This window comes from Paractinoplanes abujensis (assembly GCF_014204895.1).
GTDB lineage: Bacteria > Actinomycetota > Actinomycetes > Mycobacteriales > Micromonosporaceae > Actinoplanes > Actinoplanes abujensis.
In genome coordinates this window covers 4,674,634-4,688,614 of record NZ_JACHMF010000001.1, presented here as the reverse complement: position 1 = coordinate 4,688,614, position 13,981 = coordinate 4,674,634, and the positions used below count along the sequence as shown (strand labels likewise).

The following is a 13,981-nucleotide window of genomic DNA, read 5'->3' as shown; positions in this document are numbered from 1 at the left end:
CGACAGCCCCGCGACCCCGGCGGCGGCTGCTCGCCGCGGCCCGGCACAGACAGCGTCCGGGTGAGCTCCCGCAGCGCCGGACGGTCAGGATCGCCGGCGATGCAGCCGCCGCGGCCGCGACCCCGGTCGCGCCGGCACTCGACCGAGCAGCGCCACCCCCGCTCGATGCGGCTGGGCGCCGCACCCGCCCGGTAAGGCTCATTTCTACGGGCCGGCCGGTAGGGCTCGCCTCTACGGGGCCCAGCGCCGCCCTGGCCGGTAAGGCTCGCCTCTGCGGGGACCCAGCGCCGCCCCGGCCGGTAACGCTCGCTTCTACGGTCTGGATGCACGCCCCGGGCCGTTCCCCAGCGTGTGCTCTCGGGCCGCCGCCGAGGGCTCCGGGAGGCCGGCGAGGCTCTCGTAGAACCGTGGCTCTAGCCCCACACCTCCTCGGCTGTTTCGACGATCAGGGCCAGCTTGGCGACCTCCTCGTCGTACGTCAGGGTGTTGCCCTCCACCGTGGACGAGAAGCCGCACTGCGGGGACAGGCAGAGCTGCTCGAGCGGCACGTAGCGGGCGGCCTCGTCGATCCGGCGCTTCAGGGTGTCCTTCGATTCGAGCTCGCCGCGCTTGGTGGTGACCAGGCCCAGCACGACCGTCTTGCCGGGCGGCACGAAGCGCAGCGGAGCGAAGTCGCCCGAGCGGTCGTCGTCGTACTCCAGGAAGAAACCGTCGACGGCCAGCTCGCTGAACAGCGCCTCGGCCACGAAGTCGTAGCCGCCCTCGGCCGTCCACGACGAGCGGAAGTTGCCCCGGCACATGTGTGTGGTGACGGCCAGCCCCTCGGGCCGGTCGGCGATCGCGGCGTTGATCTGGCGGATGTAACGCAGGTGCTGATGGTCGGCGTCATCGCCCCGTTCGGTGAGCAGGCGGCGCTGGGCGGGATCGTTGAGGTAGGCCAGGCTCGTGTCGTCGAGCTGCAGATAGCGGCAGCCCAGCTCGGCCACCCGGTGCACCTGCTGGGCGTAGGCCGCGCTGAGGTCGGCCCAGAACTGCTCCTGATCGGGGTAGACGGCCGGATCGATCGCGGCCCGGCCGCCACGGTAATGAACCATGCTGGGCGACGGGATCGTCAGCTTGGCGGTGACCGACGGGTCCACGACGGACTGCAGGAACGCGAAGTCGTCGCCGAACACTGTCTCGGTGAGCCGGATCGGCGCGTCGACGGCCAGCGCGGCCGACTCGAAGTCGATCTCGCCATCGGCGTTGCGGAAGTGCACCTGGATCTTCTCGTCGGTCGGGTGCACCCCGCCCAGGCGGTAGATGAAATCCATGTGCCAGGACGTGCGGCGGAACTCGCCGTCGGTGGCCGAGCGCAGGCCGACGTCGCGCTGCATGCGCACGACGTCGCGGATCGCGGCGTCCTCGGTGGCTCGCAGCTCCTCGGCGTCGATCTCGCCGGTGGCCCGGCGCTCGCGCGCCTCGAGCAGGGCGGCCGGGCGGAGCAGGCTGCCGACGTGGTCGGCCCGGAACGGTGGCGTCTCACGGATCGTCATCGGCTCACCGTAAACCCTTCGAACGTGCCGCCGCTGTTGAGATGATCGATGAGACTCAATACGGCATCCCGGCCGCCGCCCGCGTCGAGCCATCGCTGCACGCGGCAGCCGGCCCGCGAATACACCTGCTGGTCGGCCCCCGCCGCCTCGAGCCACGCGGGCAGCGTCTCGGGCAGCGGGCCGTCGTAGGCCACGTCGCACCGCGGGCCCAGATAGCGCGGATCACCCGACACGACCACGGCCAGCCCCTCGTCGAACCACTGCGGCACCTCGCCGCCGCGGAGCCGCTGGTGCAGCTCGACGTGGGACATCTCGTGCGAGGCGATCACCGCGTCGAGCCCGCGCGGTGACAGCATGACCGCGCGGTTGAGGATCGCGATGCCCTTCTCCCCGCCGCCCCCGATGCGGTCGTAGCAGCCGTCGGTGAAGCAGGCGAGCAGCCGCGGGTCGGACACACGGCCGCCGTAGAACGCCTCGACCCGCCGGCGCGCGTCGGCCGCGAGCGTGGCGAGCTGATCCCGCTGGGCCTCGCTCAGACCGCGCTCGGTGTAGAGGCCGTCACCGGCCCGGGTCAGGCCGTAGCACCCCGGGCACGTCGTGGCGGCGGCCGACGGAAAGGCGATGGCAAGCGCGCCGACGATCGCCGCCACGAAGGCGGCGACACCGAGCAGGACCCACCGGAGTCGGAATCTCACGGCGGCCAGTCTGCCCAGCCGGCCCGCCGACGGCGTCAACCCGTGGTTTGATTTTCCGCTCGGGCCTCGATCGAGGGCCGGCCTCAGGCCGGCCACGCGCTAGGGCCTTGAGCGCGAGCCGGTCTCAGGCCGGCCACCCGCTCGGGCCTTGAGCGGGAGCCGGTCTCAGGCCAGCAACGCCTCGCGCATCTCCTTGCCGGGGTTGAAGTGGCCGACCACGTGCGGGGCCTGCGGGTCGTACACGTCGATGGTGTTGTTGCGGCGCATCAGCTCGCGCACGGGGTCGGGCAGCGGCGGCTCGTCGCTCATGGCGGCCCGCAGGTCGCGTGCCGTCCCGATCAGCCGGTGGGCCAGCCCGGCCAGGTCGGTGTCGGGGCGGACGCGGGCGAACTCCCACCCGATCACGGTCAGGTCGAGGATCTCGAACACGTGGGCCAGCAGGGGCACCGGGGCGGTGGCCCGAACCGCGTTCTTGGCCTGCTCACCGAGGACCGTCGCGGCCGCGCTGACGTGCACGTAGGGGTGCAGGCGGGCGGGCAGGACGAACAGGTTCCACCGCGGGCCACCCCGCGGGTGGCGCCACTGGGGGCGGTAGTTGCTGCGGTCCACCAGGTGGCCGAGCTGAGTGCTGATGTCGCGGTGGGCGTCGTCGGCGAACTGGTGCAGGAGGATCGCCGCGGCGAGCAGCCCGTCCTCGTCGGCGCCGGCCAGCTGCGCGGCACACGCGGCGGCCTGAGAACGGAACGGGTTGTGCAGGTGGGCGCCGTATCGGTCGCGGACGTCGTCGACCAGCGCCCGCGCCGCGGTGCTGTCGGTTTGCTGCTCCTTGCCGGCCCCGCGCCGGAACCACCGCATAACGCCACGTCCTCGCCGCTGCCCGTGGGAACGCGGGCCATGTTAGTGCCTCGCCGGGCCTCCCGTCGATCGGTAGTGGTTCCGGCTGCTGTCCTGGGGTATCCGAAGACCTTCCCACCCGTACGAAGGAAGGTTTTGACCATGCAGAGTCGCCGCATCGGTGACGTGACGGTGAGCGCGATCGGCCTCGGTGGCATGCCCATGTCGATCGAGGGGCGGCCCGATGAAGAGCGTTCCCTCCGGACGATCCACGCTGCGCTCGACGCCGGCGTGACGCTGATCGACACTGCCGACGCCTATCACATCGGCGCCGACGAGGTCGGGCACAACGAGTCGCTGATCGCCAAGGGCCTGGCCACGTACGGCGGCGACACGTCCGCGGTGCTGGTCGCGACCAAGGGCGGCCATCTGCGCCCCGGCGACGGCAGCTGGACCAAGAACGGCGATCCCGGTTACCTCAAACAGGCCTGCGAGGCGTCGCTCAAGCGGCTCGGCGTGGAGGCGATCGGGCTCTACCAGTTCCACCGCCCCGACCCCGGGGTCCCGTACGAGGAATCGGTGGGCGCGCTGCGCGACCTGCTCGACGCCGGCAAGATCAGGATGGCCGGCATCTCGAACGCCGACCCGGCCCAGATCCGGCAGGCGCAGGAGATCCTCGGCGGCCGCCTGGTGTCGGTGCAGAACCAGTTCTCCCCGTCGTTCCGTTCCTCCGAGCCCGAGCTGCAGCTCTGCGACGAGCTGGGCCTCGCGTTCCTGCCGTGGAGCCCGCTGGGCGGCATCGGCAAGGCCGGCGAGCTCAACGGGCACGCCGACGCGTTCGCCGCCGTGGCCGACCGGCACGGGGTGAGCCCGCAGCAGGTCTGCCTGGCCTGGCACCTGGCCAAGTCGCCGGTGGTGGTGCCGATCCCCGGGGCCAGCCGGCCCGAGACGATCCGCGACTCGGCCGCGGCCGCCGACCTCACGCTGACCCCGGAGGACCTGGCCGAGCTGGGCTGACGCCTATTTGTCGAAGCTCGCGTAGTAGGACGCGGCCATGTCCTTGTCGCCGTGGCCCTGCTCGGTGGCACGGCGGAACCGCTCGGCCCCGGCCTCGGCCAGGTCGAGCCGGACGCCGTGCTGCCGGCCGGCCTCGGCGATGAGGCGCGCGTCCTTCTCCGCCGTGTTGACCGCGAAGCTGGCCGGGGACAGGTTGTCGCCACGCACCAGGCCGACCTTGACCCGCAGGTAGCCGTTGTCGAGCGGCCCGCCCTCGATGAGCTCGAGGAACTTGTCGGGCTCGACCCCGAGCGCTTCGGCCAGCGACAACGTCTCCGCCCCGGCGTGCGTGAGGGCCAGCACCCAGCTGTTGGCCACCAGTTTGAGCCGGGTCGCTTCGCCCGGCCGCTCCAGCCAGACGGTGCGACTGCCCACGGCCTCGAACACGGGCGTCACCGCGTCCCGCTGGCCGGCCGGTCCGGCCGCGAGCACGGTGAGCTGCCCGGCCTCGGCCGGCTGACGCGTGCCCAGCACCGGGGCGTCGAAGAAGACCAGGCCGTGGTGCCCGGCGTCGGCGGCGAGGCGGTCCACGTCCTCGAGGCTGACCGTCGTCGACTGCACCCAGAGCGCGCCGGTCCTGAGCGCGGGATAGGCCTCGGTCATGACCTCCCGTACGGCGTCGCCGTCGTACAGCATCGTGACCACCACATCGGCGTCGCGCACCGCCTCGGCCACACTGCCGGCCACGGTCGCCCCGTCGCCGGCCAGCGGGGCCGCCTTGTCCCCGCTGCGATTCCAGACCCGGACGGCGTGCCCGGCCTTGATCAGGTTGCGGGCCATGGCGGCCCCCATGATGCCCGTGCCCAGCACCGCCACCGCAAGTTTCTCGCTCATGGCCCCATCCTTCCGCGCCGTCCGACCGGCTGCCACGACGGTCCCGCATGCCACGCCCTCATGTGCCGCATGCCCACGTTTGCCGGCCTGCCCCCCGGCGCGGCCGCCCCGGCCGGCCCATCCCGCACGGCTTCCCCGGCCTCGACCGGCTCCTGGCCCTTGCTTCCCCTGGTCTCGCAGTCGTCTGCGCGGTGCGGCCGGCCGTTCCGCGTCGCGTCTGGCGAAGGGGCTTGGGTGGTGACGGCCGATCGCGGGAGCGGCCGGGGCGCGGGCGGGTCGCGGCTGCAGCCACGCGCGGAGAAGAGGAGCGTGGGAGGCGGGGCCGGCTCGGCGCGGGGTGGGGCGGAAAAGTGTCGTACCCGGCGGTGAGAATCAGGGGGTGCTGACGGCGGTGGCGGTTGATGCGGATGGCCTGGGAGGTCGTCTGCAGGATGTGCGGGCCGACGGGAGCGCGGCCGGGGCCGTTCGGCACGTGGACGACCTGGCCCAAGCCATCGCCGAGCGGGAGCGGGAAAGCGGCGAGCAGCCGCGGTGGGTCTGGGCGGCCACGTCCGAGATCTATCCGGCGCTGGTCAAGAGCGGTGTCCGGGTCGGGCGGTGCCACGATCTGGAGCTCACCGAGGCGCTGCTGATGGGGCACGCGGGGCGGTGGGGTTCGCCCAAGGCGCTGCCCGCGGCCCGGGCCCGGGTGCACGGCCTGGCGGTGCCGGCCGATCCGCCGCCGCGGGTCGCCGAGCCGCCGGGGCATGCGCAGGGGGCGCTGTTCGACACGGCCGTCACGCCGCCGGGGCGTTACGGGTTCGACGTGCTCGAGGCGGTTCGCGAGGTCTACGCCGATCAGCTGCGGCGCATCGAGCAGACCGAGCATCCGGGGCGGTTCCGGCTGCTGGTGGCGGCCGAGTCGGCCGGGGCCCTGGTGGGGGTCGAGATGGGGCACGCGGGGTTGCCCTGGCGGGCCGACCTGCACGATCAGCTGCTGCGCGAGCTGCTGGGGCCGCCGCAGCCGGTGGGGCCGCCGCGACGGCTGGCCGAGCTGTCGGCCGAGATCAACGCCGCCTTCGGCACCTGGGGGCTGCATCCGGATTCGCCGGCCGAGGTGGTGCGGGCGTTCGCCCGGTCGGGTGTCGACGTGCCCAACACGCGGGCCTGGGTGCTGCGCAATGTCGACCATCCGGCGGTCAAGCCGCTGCTCGAATACAAAGAGCTGTACCGCATCTGGACGGCGCACGGCTGGTCCTGGTGCGACGCCTGGGTGGTCGACGGCCGTTTCCGGCCCGAATACGTTCCGGGCGGCGTCGTCTCGGGCCGCTGGGCCACCCGCGGCGGCGGGGCGCTGCAGGTGCCCAAGGCCGTGCGCCGGGCGGTGGTGGCCGACCCGGGGTGGACGTTCGTGGTGGCCGACGCGGGGCAGCTGGAGCCGCGTGTGCTGGCCGCCGTCTCGGGTGATCGCCGGTTCGCGGCCGCGGCCGCGGAGGGTGACCTTTACGCCGCGCTGGCCGCCGACTCGTTCGACGGTGACCGCGCCAAGGCGAAGCTGGCGCTGCTCGGCGCCATGTACGGGCAGACCGGCGGCTCGGCCGTCCCGGCCCTGGCGGTGCTGCGCAAGAGCTATCCGACGGCGTTCGAGTTCGTCGAGCACGCGGCCCGGGTCGGTGAGGCCGGGGGCCTGGTCCGGTCCTGGCTGGGCCGCACGTGCCCGCCCGCGTCGGGGGCGTGGCGCGATGCCGGGCTCGACCCGCCCGAGGAGGCGGGCTCGGCCGAGCCGCAGGGCGGGGCGCCGGGGCGGGCCCGGGGGCGGTTCACCCGCAACTTCGTGGTGCAGGCGACCGCCGCCGAGTGGGCCCTGGTGCTGCTGGCGACGTTGCGCACGACGCTCAACAGCGCCGGCGCGCCAGGCGGCACCCAGCCGGCGGCCGGGGCCCGCGCGGCAGGTGGGGTGCAAGCGGCGGCCGGGGCCCGCGCGGCAGGTGGGGTGCAAGCGGCCGCCGGGGCCCGCGCGGCAGGTGGGGTGCAAGCGGCAGGTGGGGCGCTCCCGGCGAGGCGGGCCGAGATGGTGCTTTTCGTCCACGACGAGGTGGTGGTGCACTGCCCGGTGGAGGAGGCCGACCGGGTCGTCGCGGCCGTGCACGACAGCGCGGCGCAGGCCGGGCGGCTGCTCTTCGGCGACACGGCCGTGCGCTTCCCCCTCGACGTCTCAGTAGTTGGTGCATACGCGGAAGCGAAGTGAAAATCGGGTACCTTGGTGGGTCCGAAGCGAGAGGCGCTGCAACGGGGTGACACCCGCCACGCTCGCTCGGTGGAAACCGACCAAGGGCGCCTCCGTTGCACCGGAGGTGGTCGGTATGGCAAGAACAGATGAGCTCAAGCGCCTGCTCGACGAGCGCGTCGTCGTGCTCGACGGCGCGTGGGGCACGATGCTTCAGGGTGCCAAGCTCACCCCGGAGGATTACCGCGGCGACCTGATCGGCCCCGATCACCCGCAGGACGTCACGGGCGACCCCGATCTGCTGATCCTGACCCGCCCCGACGTGATCCTCGACGTGCACCGGCAGTATCTGGCCGCCGGCGCCGACATCACCACCACCAACACGTTCACCGCCACGAGCATCGCGCAGGCCGACTACGGCCTCCAGGCGTACGTGCGGGAGATGAACGTGCGCGGCGCCCAGCTGGCCCGGCAGGCCGCCGACGAGGCCGGGGGCAAGTTCGTCGCCGGCTCGATCGGCCCGCTCAACGTCACCCTGTCGCTCTCGCCCAAGGTCGACGACCCGGCGTATCGCGCGGTCACCTTCGACCAGGTCAAGGCCGCGTACGCGGAGCAGATCGCGGCGCTGGCCGAGGGTGGCGTCGACATCCTGCTCGTCGAGACGATCTTCGACACGCTCAACGCGAAGGCCGCCATCGCCGCCGCCCGCGAGGTCGCGCCCGAGCTGCCGCTGTGGATCTCGGTGACGATCGTCGACCTCTCCGGCCGCACCCTGAGCGGTCAGACCGTCGAGGCGTTCTGGCGGTCCATCGAGCGGGCGGAGCCGCTGATCGTCGGCGTGAACTGCGCGCTCGGCGCGACCGAGGCCCGCCCGCACGTGGCCGAGCTGGCCCGGCTCTCCAACACCTACGTGGCCGCTCACCCGAACGCGGGCCTGCCCAACGCGTTCGGCGGCTACGACGAGACCCCCGGCCAGACCGCGGCCCTGCTCGGGGAGTTCGTCGAGGCCGGCCTGGTCAACATCGTCGGCGGCTGCTGCGGCACCAGCCCCGCTCATATCGAGCAGATCGCGAAAGCGGCCGCCGGGAAGAAGCGGCGCGAGATCAACCCGCCGCAGGAGACCACCCGGTTCAGTGGCCTGGAGCCGTTCGCGATCGGCCCCGACACCGGCTTCGTCATGATCGGTGAGCGCACCAACGTCACCGGGTCGGCCAAGTTCCGTCGCCTGATCGAGGCCGGCAACTACCAGGGCGCGGTCGACGTCGCGCTCGACCAGGTGCGTGGCGGGGCCAACCTGCTCGACGTGAACATGGACGCCGACCTGCTCGACAGCGAGTCGGCGATGACCACGTTCCTCAACCTGATCGCCACGGAGCCCGAGGTGGCCCGCATCCCGGTGATGATCGACAGCTCGAAGTGGAGCGTGCTCGAGGCCGGCCTCAAGTGTGTGCAGGGCAAGGGCGTGGTCAACTCGATCAGCCTCAAGGAGGGCGAGGAGCAGTTCCTCTTCCACGCTCGCCGCATCCGCGACTTCGGCGCGGGCGTCGTGGTCATGGCGTTCGACGAGCAGGGCCAGGCCGACACGCGCGACCGCAAGGTCGAGATCTGCGGCCGGGCGTACGACCTGCTGGTCAACGAGGCCGGGTTCGCGCCCGGCGACATCATCTTCGACCCCAACGTGCTCGCCGTGGCCACCGGCATCGCCGAGCACAACGGCTACGCCAAGGCCTTCATCGAGGCCCTCCCGCTGATCAAGGAGCGCTGCCCGGGCGCGCGCACCAGCGGCGGCATCTCCAACCTGTCGTTCTCGTTCCGCGGCAACGACGTGGTGCGCGAGGCCATGCACTCGGCGTTCCTCTACTACGCGGTGCAGGCCGGCCTCGACATGGGCATCGTCAACGCCGGTCAGCTCGCCGTCTATCAGGACATCCCGGCCGACCTGCTGGAGCTGGTCGAGGACGTGCTCTTCGACCGCCGCGAGGACGCCACCGATCGCCTGGTGACGTTCGCGAGCACGGTGACCGGCAAGAGCAAGCAGCGCGAGGTCGACCTGTCGTGGCGCGACGCCCCGGTGTCCGAGCGCCTGTCGTACGCGCTGGTCCACGGCATCGTCGACTTCATCGAGGCCGACACCGAGGAGGCCCGCCTGGAGAAGGAAAGGCCGCTCGACGTGATCGAGGGCCCGCTGATGGACGGCATGAAGGTCGTCGGCGACCTCTTCGGCTCGGGCAAGATGTTCCTGCCGCAGGTGGTCAAGAGCGCCCGCGTGATGAAGCGTTCGGTGGCCTACCTCGAGCCGTTCATGGAGGAGGAGAAGGCGGCCAGCGGCAACACCCGCGGCCAGGGCAAGGTCGTGCTGGCCACGGTCAAGGGCGACGTCCACGACATCGGCAAGAACATCGTCGGCGTGGTGCTGGGCTGCAACAACTACGAGGTGATCGACCTGGGCGTGATGGTGCCGGCCGGCAAGATCCTGGACACGGCGCTCGCCGAGGGCGCCGACGTGATCGGGCTCAGCGGCCTGATCACGCCGTCGCTCGACGAGATGGTGTCGGTGGGGGCCGAGATGCAGCGCCGCGGGATCAAGCTGCCGCTGCTGATCGGCGGCGCGACGACGTCCAAGCAGCACACGGCCGTCCGCATCGCCCCCGCGTACGAGGGTTCGACAGTGCACGTGCTCGACGCGTCGCGCGTGGTCGGCGTCGTCAGCGACCTGTTGCAGCCCGACCGGGCCGAGCGGCTCGACGCCGCGAACCGGGCCGACCAGGAGCGCCTGCGCGAGCAGCACGCCAACCGGCACGCCCAGCCGCTGCTGACCCTGGAACAGGCGCGGGCCAACCACGAGCGGATCGACCTGGGCGAGATCCCGACGCCGGTCTTCACGGGCGTACGGGAGGTCCGGCCGACGATCGCCGAGCTGCGCGAGATGGTCGACTGGCAGTTCCTGTTCCTGGCCTGGGAGCTCAAGGGCAAGTACCCGGCGATCCTGGAGCAGCCGGTCGCGCGCGAACTGTTCGACGACGCCAACGAGCTGCTCGACCAGATCATCGCGGACGGCTCGTTCGAGGCGCGCGGCAAGTACGCGTTCTGGCCGGCCCACAGCGACGGCGACGACATCGTGCTGGAGAACGGCGTCACGTTCCCGATGCTGCGTCAGCAGACCGAGAAGCCGGCGGGCCGGGCCAACCGCTGCCTGGCCGACTACATCGCGCCCGCCGGGCACGGTGACCACCTGGGTGGTTTCGCGGTGGCCATCCACGGCGCCGAGGAGCTGGCCGCCAAGTACGAGGCCGACAACGACGACTACCGCGCGATCATGGTGAAGGCGCTGGCCGACCGGCTGGCCGAGGCGTTCGCCGAGTTCCTGCACCTGCGGGCGCGCCGCGAGTGGTTCGAGCCCGAGGCGCAGCCCGAGCTGGCCGACCTGCACGCCGAGCGGTTCCGCGGCATCCGGCCCGCCCTGGGCTACCCGGCCAGCCCCGACCACAGCGAGAAGAAGGACCTGTTCGAGCTGCTGGGCACCGACCAGATCGGCGTCGGGCTGACCGAGTCGTACGCGATGACCCCGGCCGCCGCGGTGAGCGGGCTGATCTTCGCCCACCCCGAGTCGCGCTACTTCACCGTGGGCCGGCTCGGCAAGGACCAGATCACCGACTACGCCCGCCGCCGCGGCATGTCGGTCGACGAGGTCGAGCGCTGGCTGCGCCCCAACCTGGCGTACGAGATCAAGTAGGGCAGGATCGTCGGCGTGACCACAGTCGATGATCTCCTGACCCGCGCTCGTGACGGCATGCGGCGGCTCGGCCCGGACCAGGTCCGGGCGGCCGTCGCGGCCGGCGCGCTGCTGATCGACACGCGCACCGACGTCCAGCGCCGGCAGCAGGGCTCGCTGCCCGGCGCGATCATCATCGACCGTACGGTGCTGGAATGGCGGCTCGATCCCGCGTCGCCCCACCGCATCCCCGAGGCGACCGGCCACGACCGGGTCGTGATCGTCGTGTGCCGTCAGGGTTACAGCTCCAGCCTGGCCGCGGCCAGCCTGCGCTCCCTCGGCCTGGTCAACGCGACCGACTTGGCCGGCGGGGTGGAGGCCTGGCTGGCGGCGGGACTGCCGACCAGCACCGGCCCCGAGGACGTCCGTTACTGATCGCCCTGTTTGCCCCCTCCCGGCGCGGGTAGCCGCATAGCCCCAGCCACGGGCAATCGGGAGGATTCGTGCAAGCCATGGTCTATCGCGGGCCGTACCGCGTACGCCCGGAGGAGAAGGACCGCCCGTCGATCGAGCATCCCAACGATGCGATCGTCCGGGTCACCCGCGCCGCCATCTGCGGTTCCGACCTGCACCTTTACCACGGGCTGATGCCCGACACGCGGGTCGGCATGACGTTCGGCCACGAGTTCGTGGGCGTCGTCGACGAGGTCGGGCCGTCGGTCCGCAACCTCAAGGCGGGCGACCGGGTGATGGTGCCTTTCAACATCTTCTGCGGTACGTGTTACTTCTGCGCCCGCGGGCTCTACTCGAACTGTCACAACGTCAACCCGAACGCCACCGCGGTCGGCGGCATCTACGGCTACTCGCACACGTGCGGGGGCTACGACGGCGGCCAGGCGGAATACGTGCGGGTGCCGCTGGCCGACGTCGGGCCCAGCCTCATCCCGGACTGGATGGACGAGGACGACGCGGTCCTGCTCACCGACGCGCTCGCCACCGGCTACTTCGGCGCCCAGCTGGGCGACATCTCCGAGGGGGACGTGGTCGTGGTCTTCGGCGCGGGCCCGGTCGGCCTGTACGCAGCGGCCTCGGCCTGGCTGATGGGCGCGGGCCGGGTGATCGTCATCGACCACCTCGACTACCGGCTGGAGAAGGCCGCGACCTTCGCGCACGCCGAGACGATCAACTTCACCGAGTACGACGACATCGTCGTGCACATGAAGAAGATCACCGACCATCTCGGCGCCGACGTGGCCATCGACGCGGTGGGTGCGGAGGCCGACGGCAACCTGCTGCAGCACGTGACCGCGGCCAAGCTCAAGCTGCAGGGCGGCTCCCCGGTCGCCTTGAACTGGGCCATCGACTCCGTCCGCAAGGGCGGCACCATCTCGGTGATGGGGGCCTACGGCCCGATGTTCAGCGCGATCAAGTTCGGCGACGCCATGAACAAGGGGCTCACCCTGCGCATGAACCAGTGCCCGGTGAAGCGGCAGTGGCCGCGGCTGTTCGAGCACATCCGCAACGGCTACCTCAAGCCGAGCGACATCGTCACGCACCGGATCCCGCTCGAGCACATCGCCGAGGGCTACCACATCTTCTCGGCCAAGCTCGACGGCTGCATCAAGCCGCTCATCATCCCGAACGCCGCCTAGGGGGACGCCATGGCCTACACACCCGACAAGCCGAAGCTGCCCGAGACCAGCGACGAGTTGCGGGCCCGCATCCCCGGCTGGGGCGCCGACCTCGACCCCAGGGACCGGCCCGCCGTGCCGCGGGAGCAGTTCGACCCGACGTTCAGCGGCGCGCACTGGGAGTTCCCGGAACGCCAGCCCGAGCTGTGGCCACGCGAACGGTCGATCGAGCACGCCTTCCTGACACCGGTCTTCGGCACGTCGTGCCCGCCCAAGGGGCTCTCCGGCAAGATCCGCCGCTATTCGTACGCCCGTTACAGCGAGGCCCGGGCGGCGCACTGGCTGCTGCTGCTCGCCTCGGACCGGGTCGACGCGGTGGAGAGCACCCTGCGCTCGTTCGTCTCGCGCCGGCCCGACAACCCGGTCACCGAGACGGGCGTGCTGGCCGACGGCCCCCGGGGCGAGCGGCGCGCCGACAAGGGCCACCACCTGCTCGACCCGGTGATCGTGGCGGCGCCCTGGGTGCTGGGCGCCGGCCTCGCGTACGCCCTGATCAGGCGGCTCGTCCGTCAGTAGTGGGAGCGGTAGCGGCGTCGCCGGCGGCGGTGCGGGTCACCCCAGAGGTTGCGGCTGAGGAACAGGGCCACGCCGGCGATCACCACCGCGATGACCGCGATCAGCGGCAGGCTCAGCGACGACGAGGCCGGGTCGTTCTGGTCGGCTGAGGACAGCACCGCGCCGCCCGCACCGGCCGCACCGGCCGCGCCGCCACCGCTCGCGGGCGCGGCCGCGTTGGGCGGGGGCGCGGTGGGCAGCGCCGCGAAGTCGACCAGGTTGCTGCTCTCGAGCAGTGTCAGGTGGGTCATCACGAACTGGTTGGCCCGCTGGGCCAGCTTGCGGATCGTGTCGTTGCGGGTGCTCGTGCGGATCGTCGCGATCGCCGGGAAGATCTTGCCGTGGGCGGCCCGGAGCCGGTCGATGTAGATCTGGTCGAACTCCTCGCCCTCGGCGTTGGCCATCTCGTCGAGCCAGCCCTGCTGGTCCTCGTTGGGCTTGTCGGGCAGGTCGATCTTGAGCTTGGCCGCCGCGTTGCGCACCATCTCGTCGAGGACGACGTGCTGCGCGGCGATGTCCTGGCCGATCTTCTTGATCCGGGGGTTGTTCGACTTCTCCTGGGCCATCTCGCCCGCGGGGATCTCCCACAGCCCGGCCAGGCGCACCTTCGTCGCGAAGTCGCGGTCGGCCTCGGCCACCTTGCCCTTGCCGGTGTCGGTGATCAGCTGGTTGGGCGGGAGGGGCACGCCCGGTTCGGCCCAGGCCGCGCTCGGCTCGATGACGGCCAGGGCGACGGTGGCGGCCACGGCCACCCCGACGAACCGGCCACGCCGGCGGAACACACGAGCGACGGTGGACACGTCGACCTCCTACTGCGATCTCCCAGGCCCTGGACGTGCATGAGTACGGAGGGCGACCCATGA

Annotated in this window: 11 protein-coding genes; 6 read left to right on the top strand and 5 right to left on the bottom strand. The window is 71.9% G+C overall.

Annotation, left to right across the window (positions count from 1 at the left end):
• Window positions 1–413 precede the first annotated feature (413 nt).
• The 3 genes from BKA14_RS21060 to BKA14_RS21050 form a co-directional block, all read right to left on the bottom strand.
• The gene (locus BKA14_RS21060) at window positions 414–1,535 is read right to left on the bottom strand and encodes a 5-methyltetrahydropteroyltriglutamate--homocysteine S-methyltransferase (protein WP_184952625.1); all 1,122 of its coding nucleotides are present in this window, start codon (window positions 1,533–1,535) and stop codon (window positions 414–416) included.
• Window positions 1,532–2,230, bottom strand: coding sequence for a hypothetical protein (locus tag BKA14_RS21055; RefSeq protein WP_184952624.1), 699 nt, complete (start codon window positions 2,228–2,230; stop codon window positions 1,532–1,534). Before BKA14_RS21055 ends, BKA14_RS21060 begins: the two co-directional genes overlap by 4 nt.
• Window positions 2,231–2,395: 165 nt before the next feature.
• On the bottom strand, window positions 2,396–3,085 hold the full coding sequence (locus BKA14_RS21050) for a hypothetical protein (RefSeq protein ID WP_184952623.1): 690 nt from the start codon (window positions 3,083–3,085) through the stop codon (window positions 2,396–2,398).
• 141 nt (window positions 3,086–3,226) lie between these two features.
• On the opposite strand from BKA14_RS21050, the gene BKA14_RS21045 reads away from it, so the two are divergent.
• Entirely contained in the window at window positions 3,227–4,081 is an 855-nt protein-coding gene (locus tag BKA14_RS21045; protein ID WP_184952622.1) for an aldo/keto reductase, read from the top strand.
• Between the two features lie 3 nt (window positions 4,082–4,084).
• Here BKA14_RS21045 and BKA14_RS21040 read toward each other — a convergent pair whose 3' ends face one another.
• A complete protein-coding gene (locus tag BKA14_RS21040; RefSeq protein WP_184952621.1) occupies window positions 4,085–4,954 on the bottom strand; it encodes an NAD(P)-dependent oxidoreductase in 870 nt (289 codons plus the stop codon).
• 379 nt (window positions 4,955–5,333) lie between these two features.
• Between BKA14_RS21040 and BKA14_RS21035 the strand changes: the two genes are divergently transcribed.
• From BKA14_RS21035 to BKA14_RS21015, 5 genes are all read left to right on the top strand, one after another.
• Complete coding sequence (locus BKA14_RS21035; protein ID WP_311776111.1) at window positions 5,334–7,181, top strand: bifunctional 3'-5' exonuclease/DNA polymerase; 1,848 nt, start codon at window positions 5,334–5,336, stop codon at window positions 7,179–7,181.
• A 115-nt stretch (window positions 7,182–7,296) separates the two neighbouring features.
• On the top strand, window positions 7,297–10,893 hold the full coding sequence (gene metH, locus BKA14_RS21030; protein WP_184952619.1) for a methionine synthase: 3,597 nt from the start codon (window positions 7,297–7,299) through the stop codon (window positions 10,891–10,893).
• A 57-nt stretch (window positions 10,894–10,950) separates the two neighbouring features.
• On the top strand, window positions 10,951–11,307 hold the full coding sequence (locus tag BKA14_RS21025; protein ID WP_184956859.1) for a rhodanese-like domain-containing protein: 357 nt from the start codon (window positions 10,951–10,953) through the stop codon (window positions 11,305–11,307).
• Window positions 11,308–11,384: 77 nt separating this feature from the next.
• Window positions 11,385–12,524, top strand: a complete 1,140-nt coding sequence (locus tag BKA14_RS21020) for a zinc-dependent alcohol dehydrogenase (RefSeq protein WP_221477873.1) — start codon at window positions 11,385–11,387, stop codon at window positions 12,522–12,524.
• Window positions 12,525–12,533: 9 nt separating this feature from the next.
• Window positions 12,534–13,079, top strand: coding sequence for a hypothetical protein (locus BKA14_RS21015; protein ID WP_184952617.1), 546 nt, complete (start codon window positions 12,534–12,536; stop codon window positions 13,077–13,079).
• On the opposite strand, the gene BKA14_RS21010 is transcribed toward BKA14_RS21015, so the two are convergent.
• The gene (locus BKA14_RS21010; RefSeq protein WP_239092814.1) at window positions 13,073–13,918 is read right to left on the bottom strand and encodes a DUF4142 domain-containing protein; all 846 of its coding nucleotides are present in this window, start codon (window positions 13,916–13,918) and stop codon (window positions 13,073–13,075) included. The genes BKA14_RS21015 and BKA14_RS21010 overlap by 7 nt on opposite strands.
• Window positions 13,919–13,981: the final 63 nt, after the last annotated feature.

What these genes read in the sequence shown, in the direction of transcription:
- BKA14_RS21045 (WP_184952622.1), top strand. Translation starts at nt 3,227, where the DNA reads ATGCAGAGTCGCCGCATCGGTGACGTGACGGTGAGCGCGATCGGCCTC.
- BKA14_RS21060 (WP_184952625.1), bottom strand. Translation starts at nt 1,535, where the DNA reads ATGACGATCCGTGAGACGCCACCGTTCCGGGCCGACCACGTCGGCAGC.
- BKA14_RS21050 (WP_184952623.1), bottom strand. Translation starts at nt 3,085, where the DNA reads ATGCGGTGGTTCCGGCGCGGGGCCGGCAAGGAGCAGCAAACCGACAGC.
- BKA14_RS21020 (WP_221477873.1), top strand. Translation starts at nt 11,385, where the DNA reads ATGGTCTATCGCGGGCCGTACCGCGTACGCCCGGAGGAGAAGGACCGC.
- BKA14_RS21025 (WP_184956859.1), top strand. Translation starts at nt 10,951, where the DNA reads ATGCGGCGGCTCGGCCCGGACCAGGTCCGGGCGGCCGTCGCGGCCGGC.
- metH (WP_184952619.1), top strand. Translation starts at nt 7,297, where the DNA reads ATGGCAAGAACAGATGAGCTCAAGCGCCTGCTCGACGAGCGCGTCGTC.
- BKA14_RS21015 (WP_184952617.1), top strand. Translation starts at nt 12,534, where the DNA reads ATGGCCTACACACCCGACAAGCCGAAGCTGCCCGAGACCAGCGACGAG.
- BKA14_RS21040 (WP_184952621.1), bottom strand. Translation starts at nt 4,954, where the DNA reads ATGAGCGAGAAACTTGCGGTGGCGGTGCTGGGCACGGGCATCATGGGG.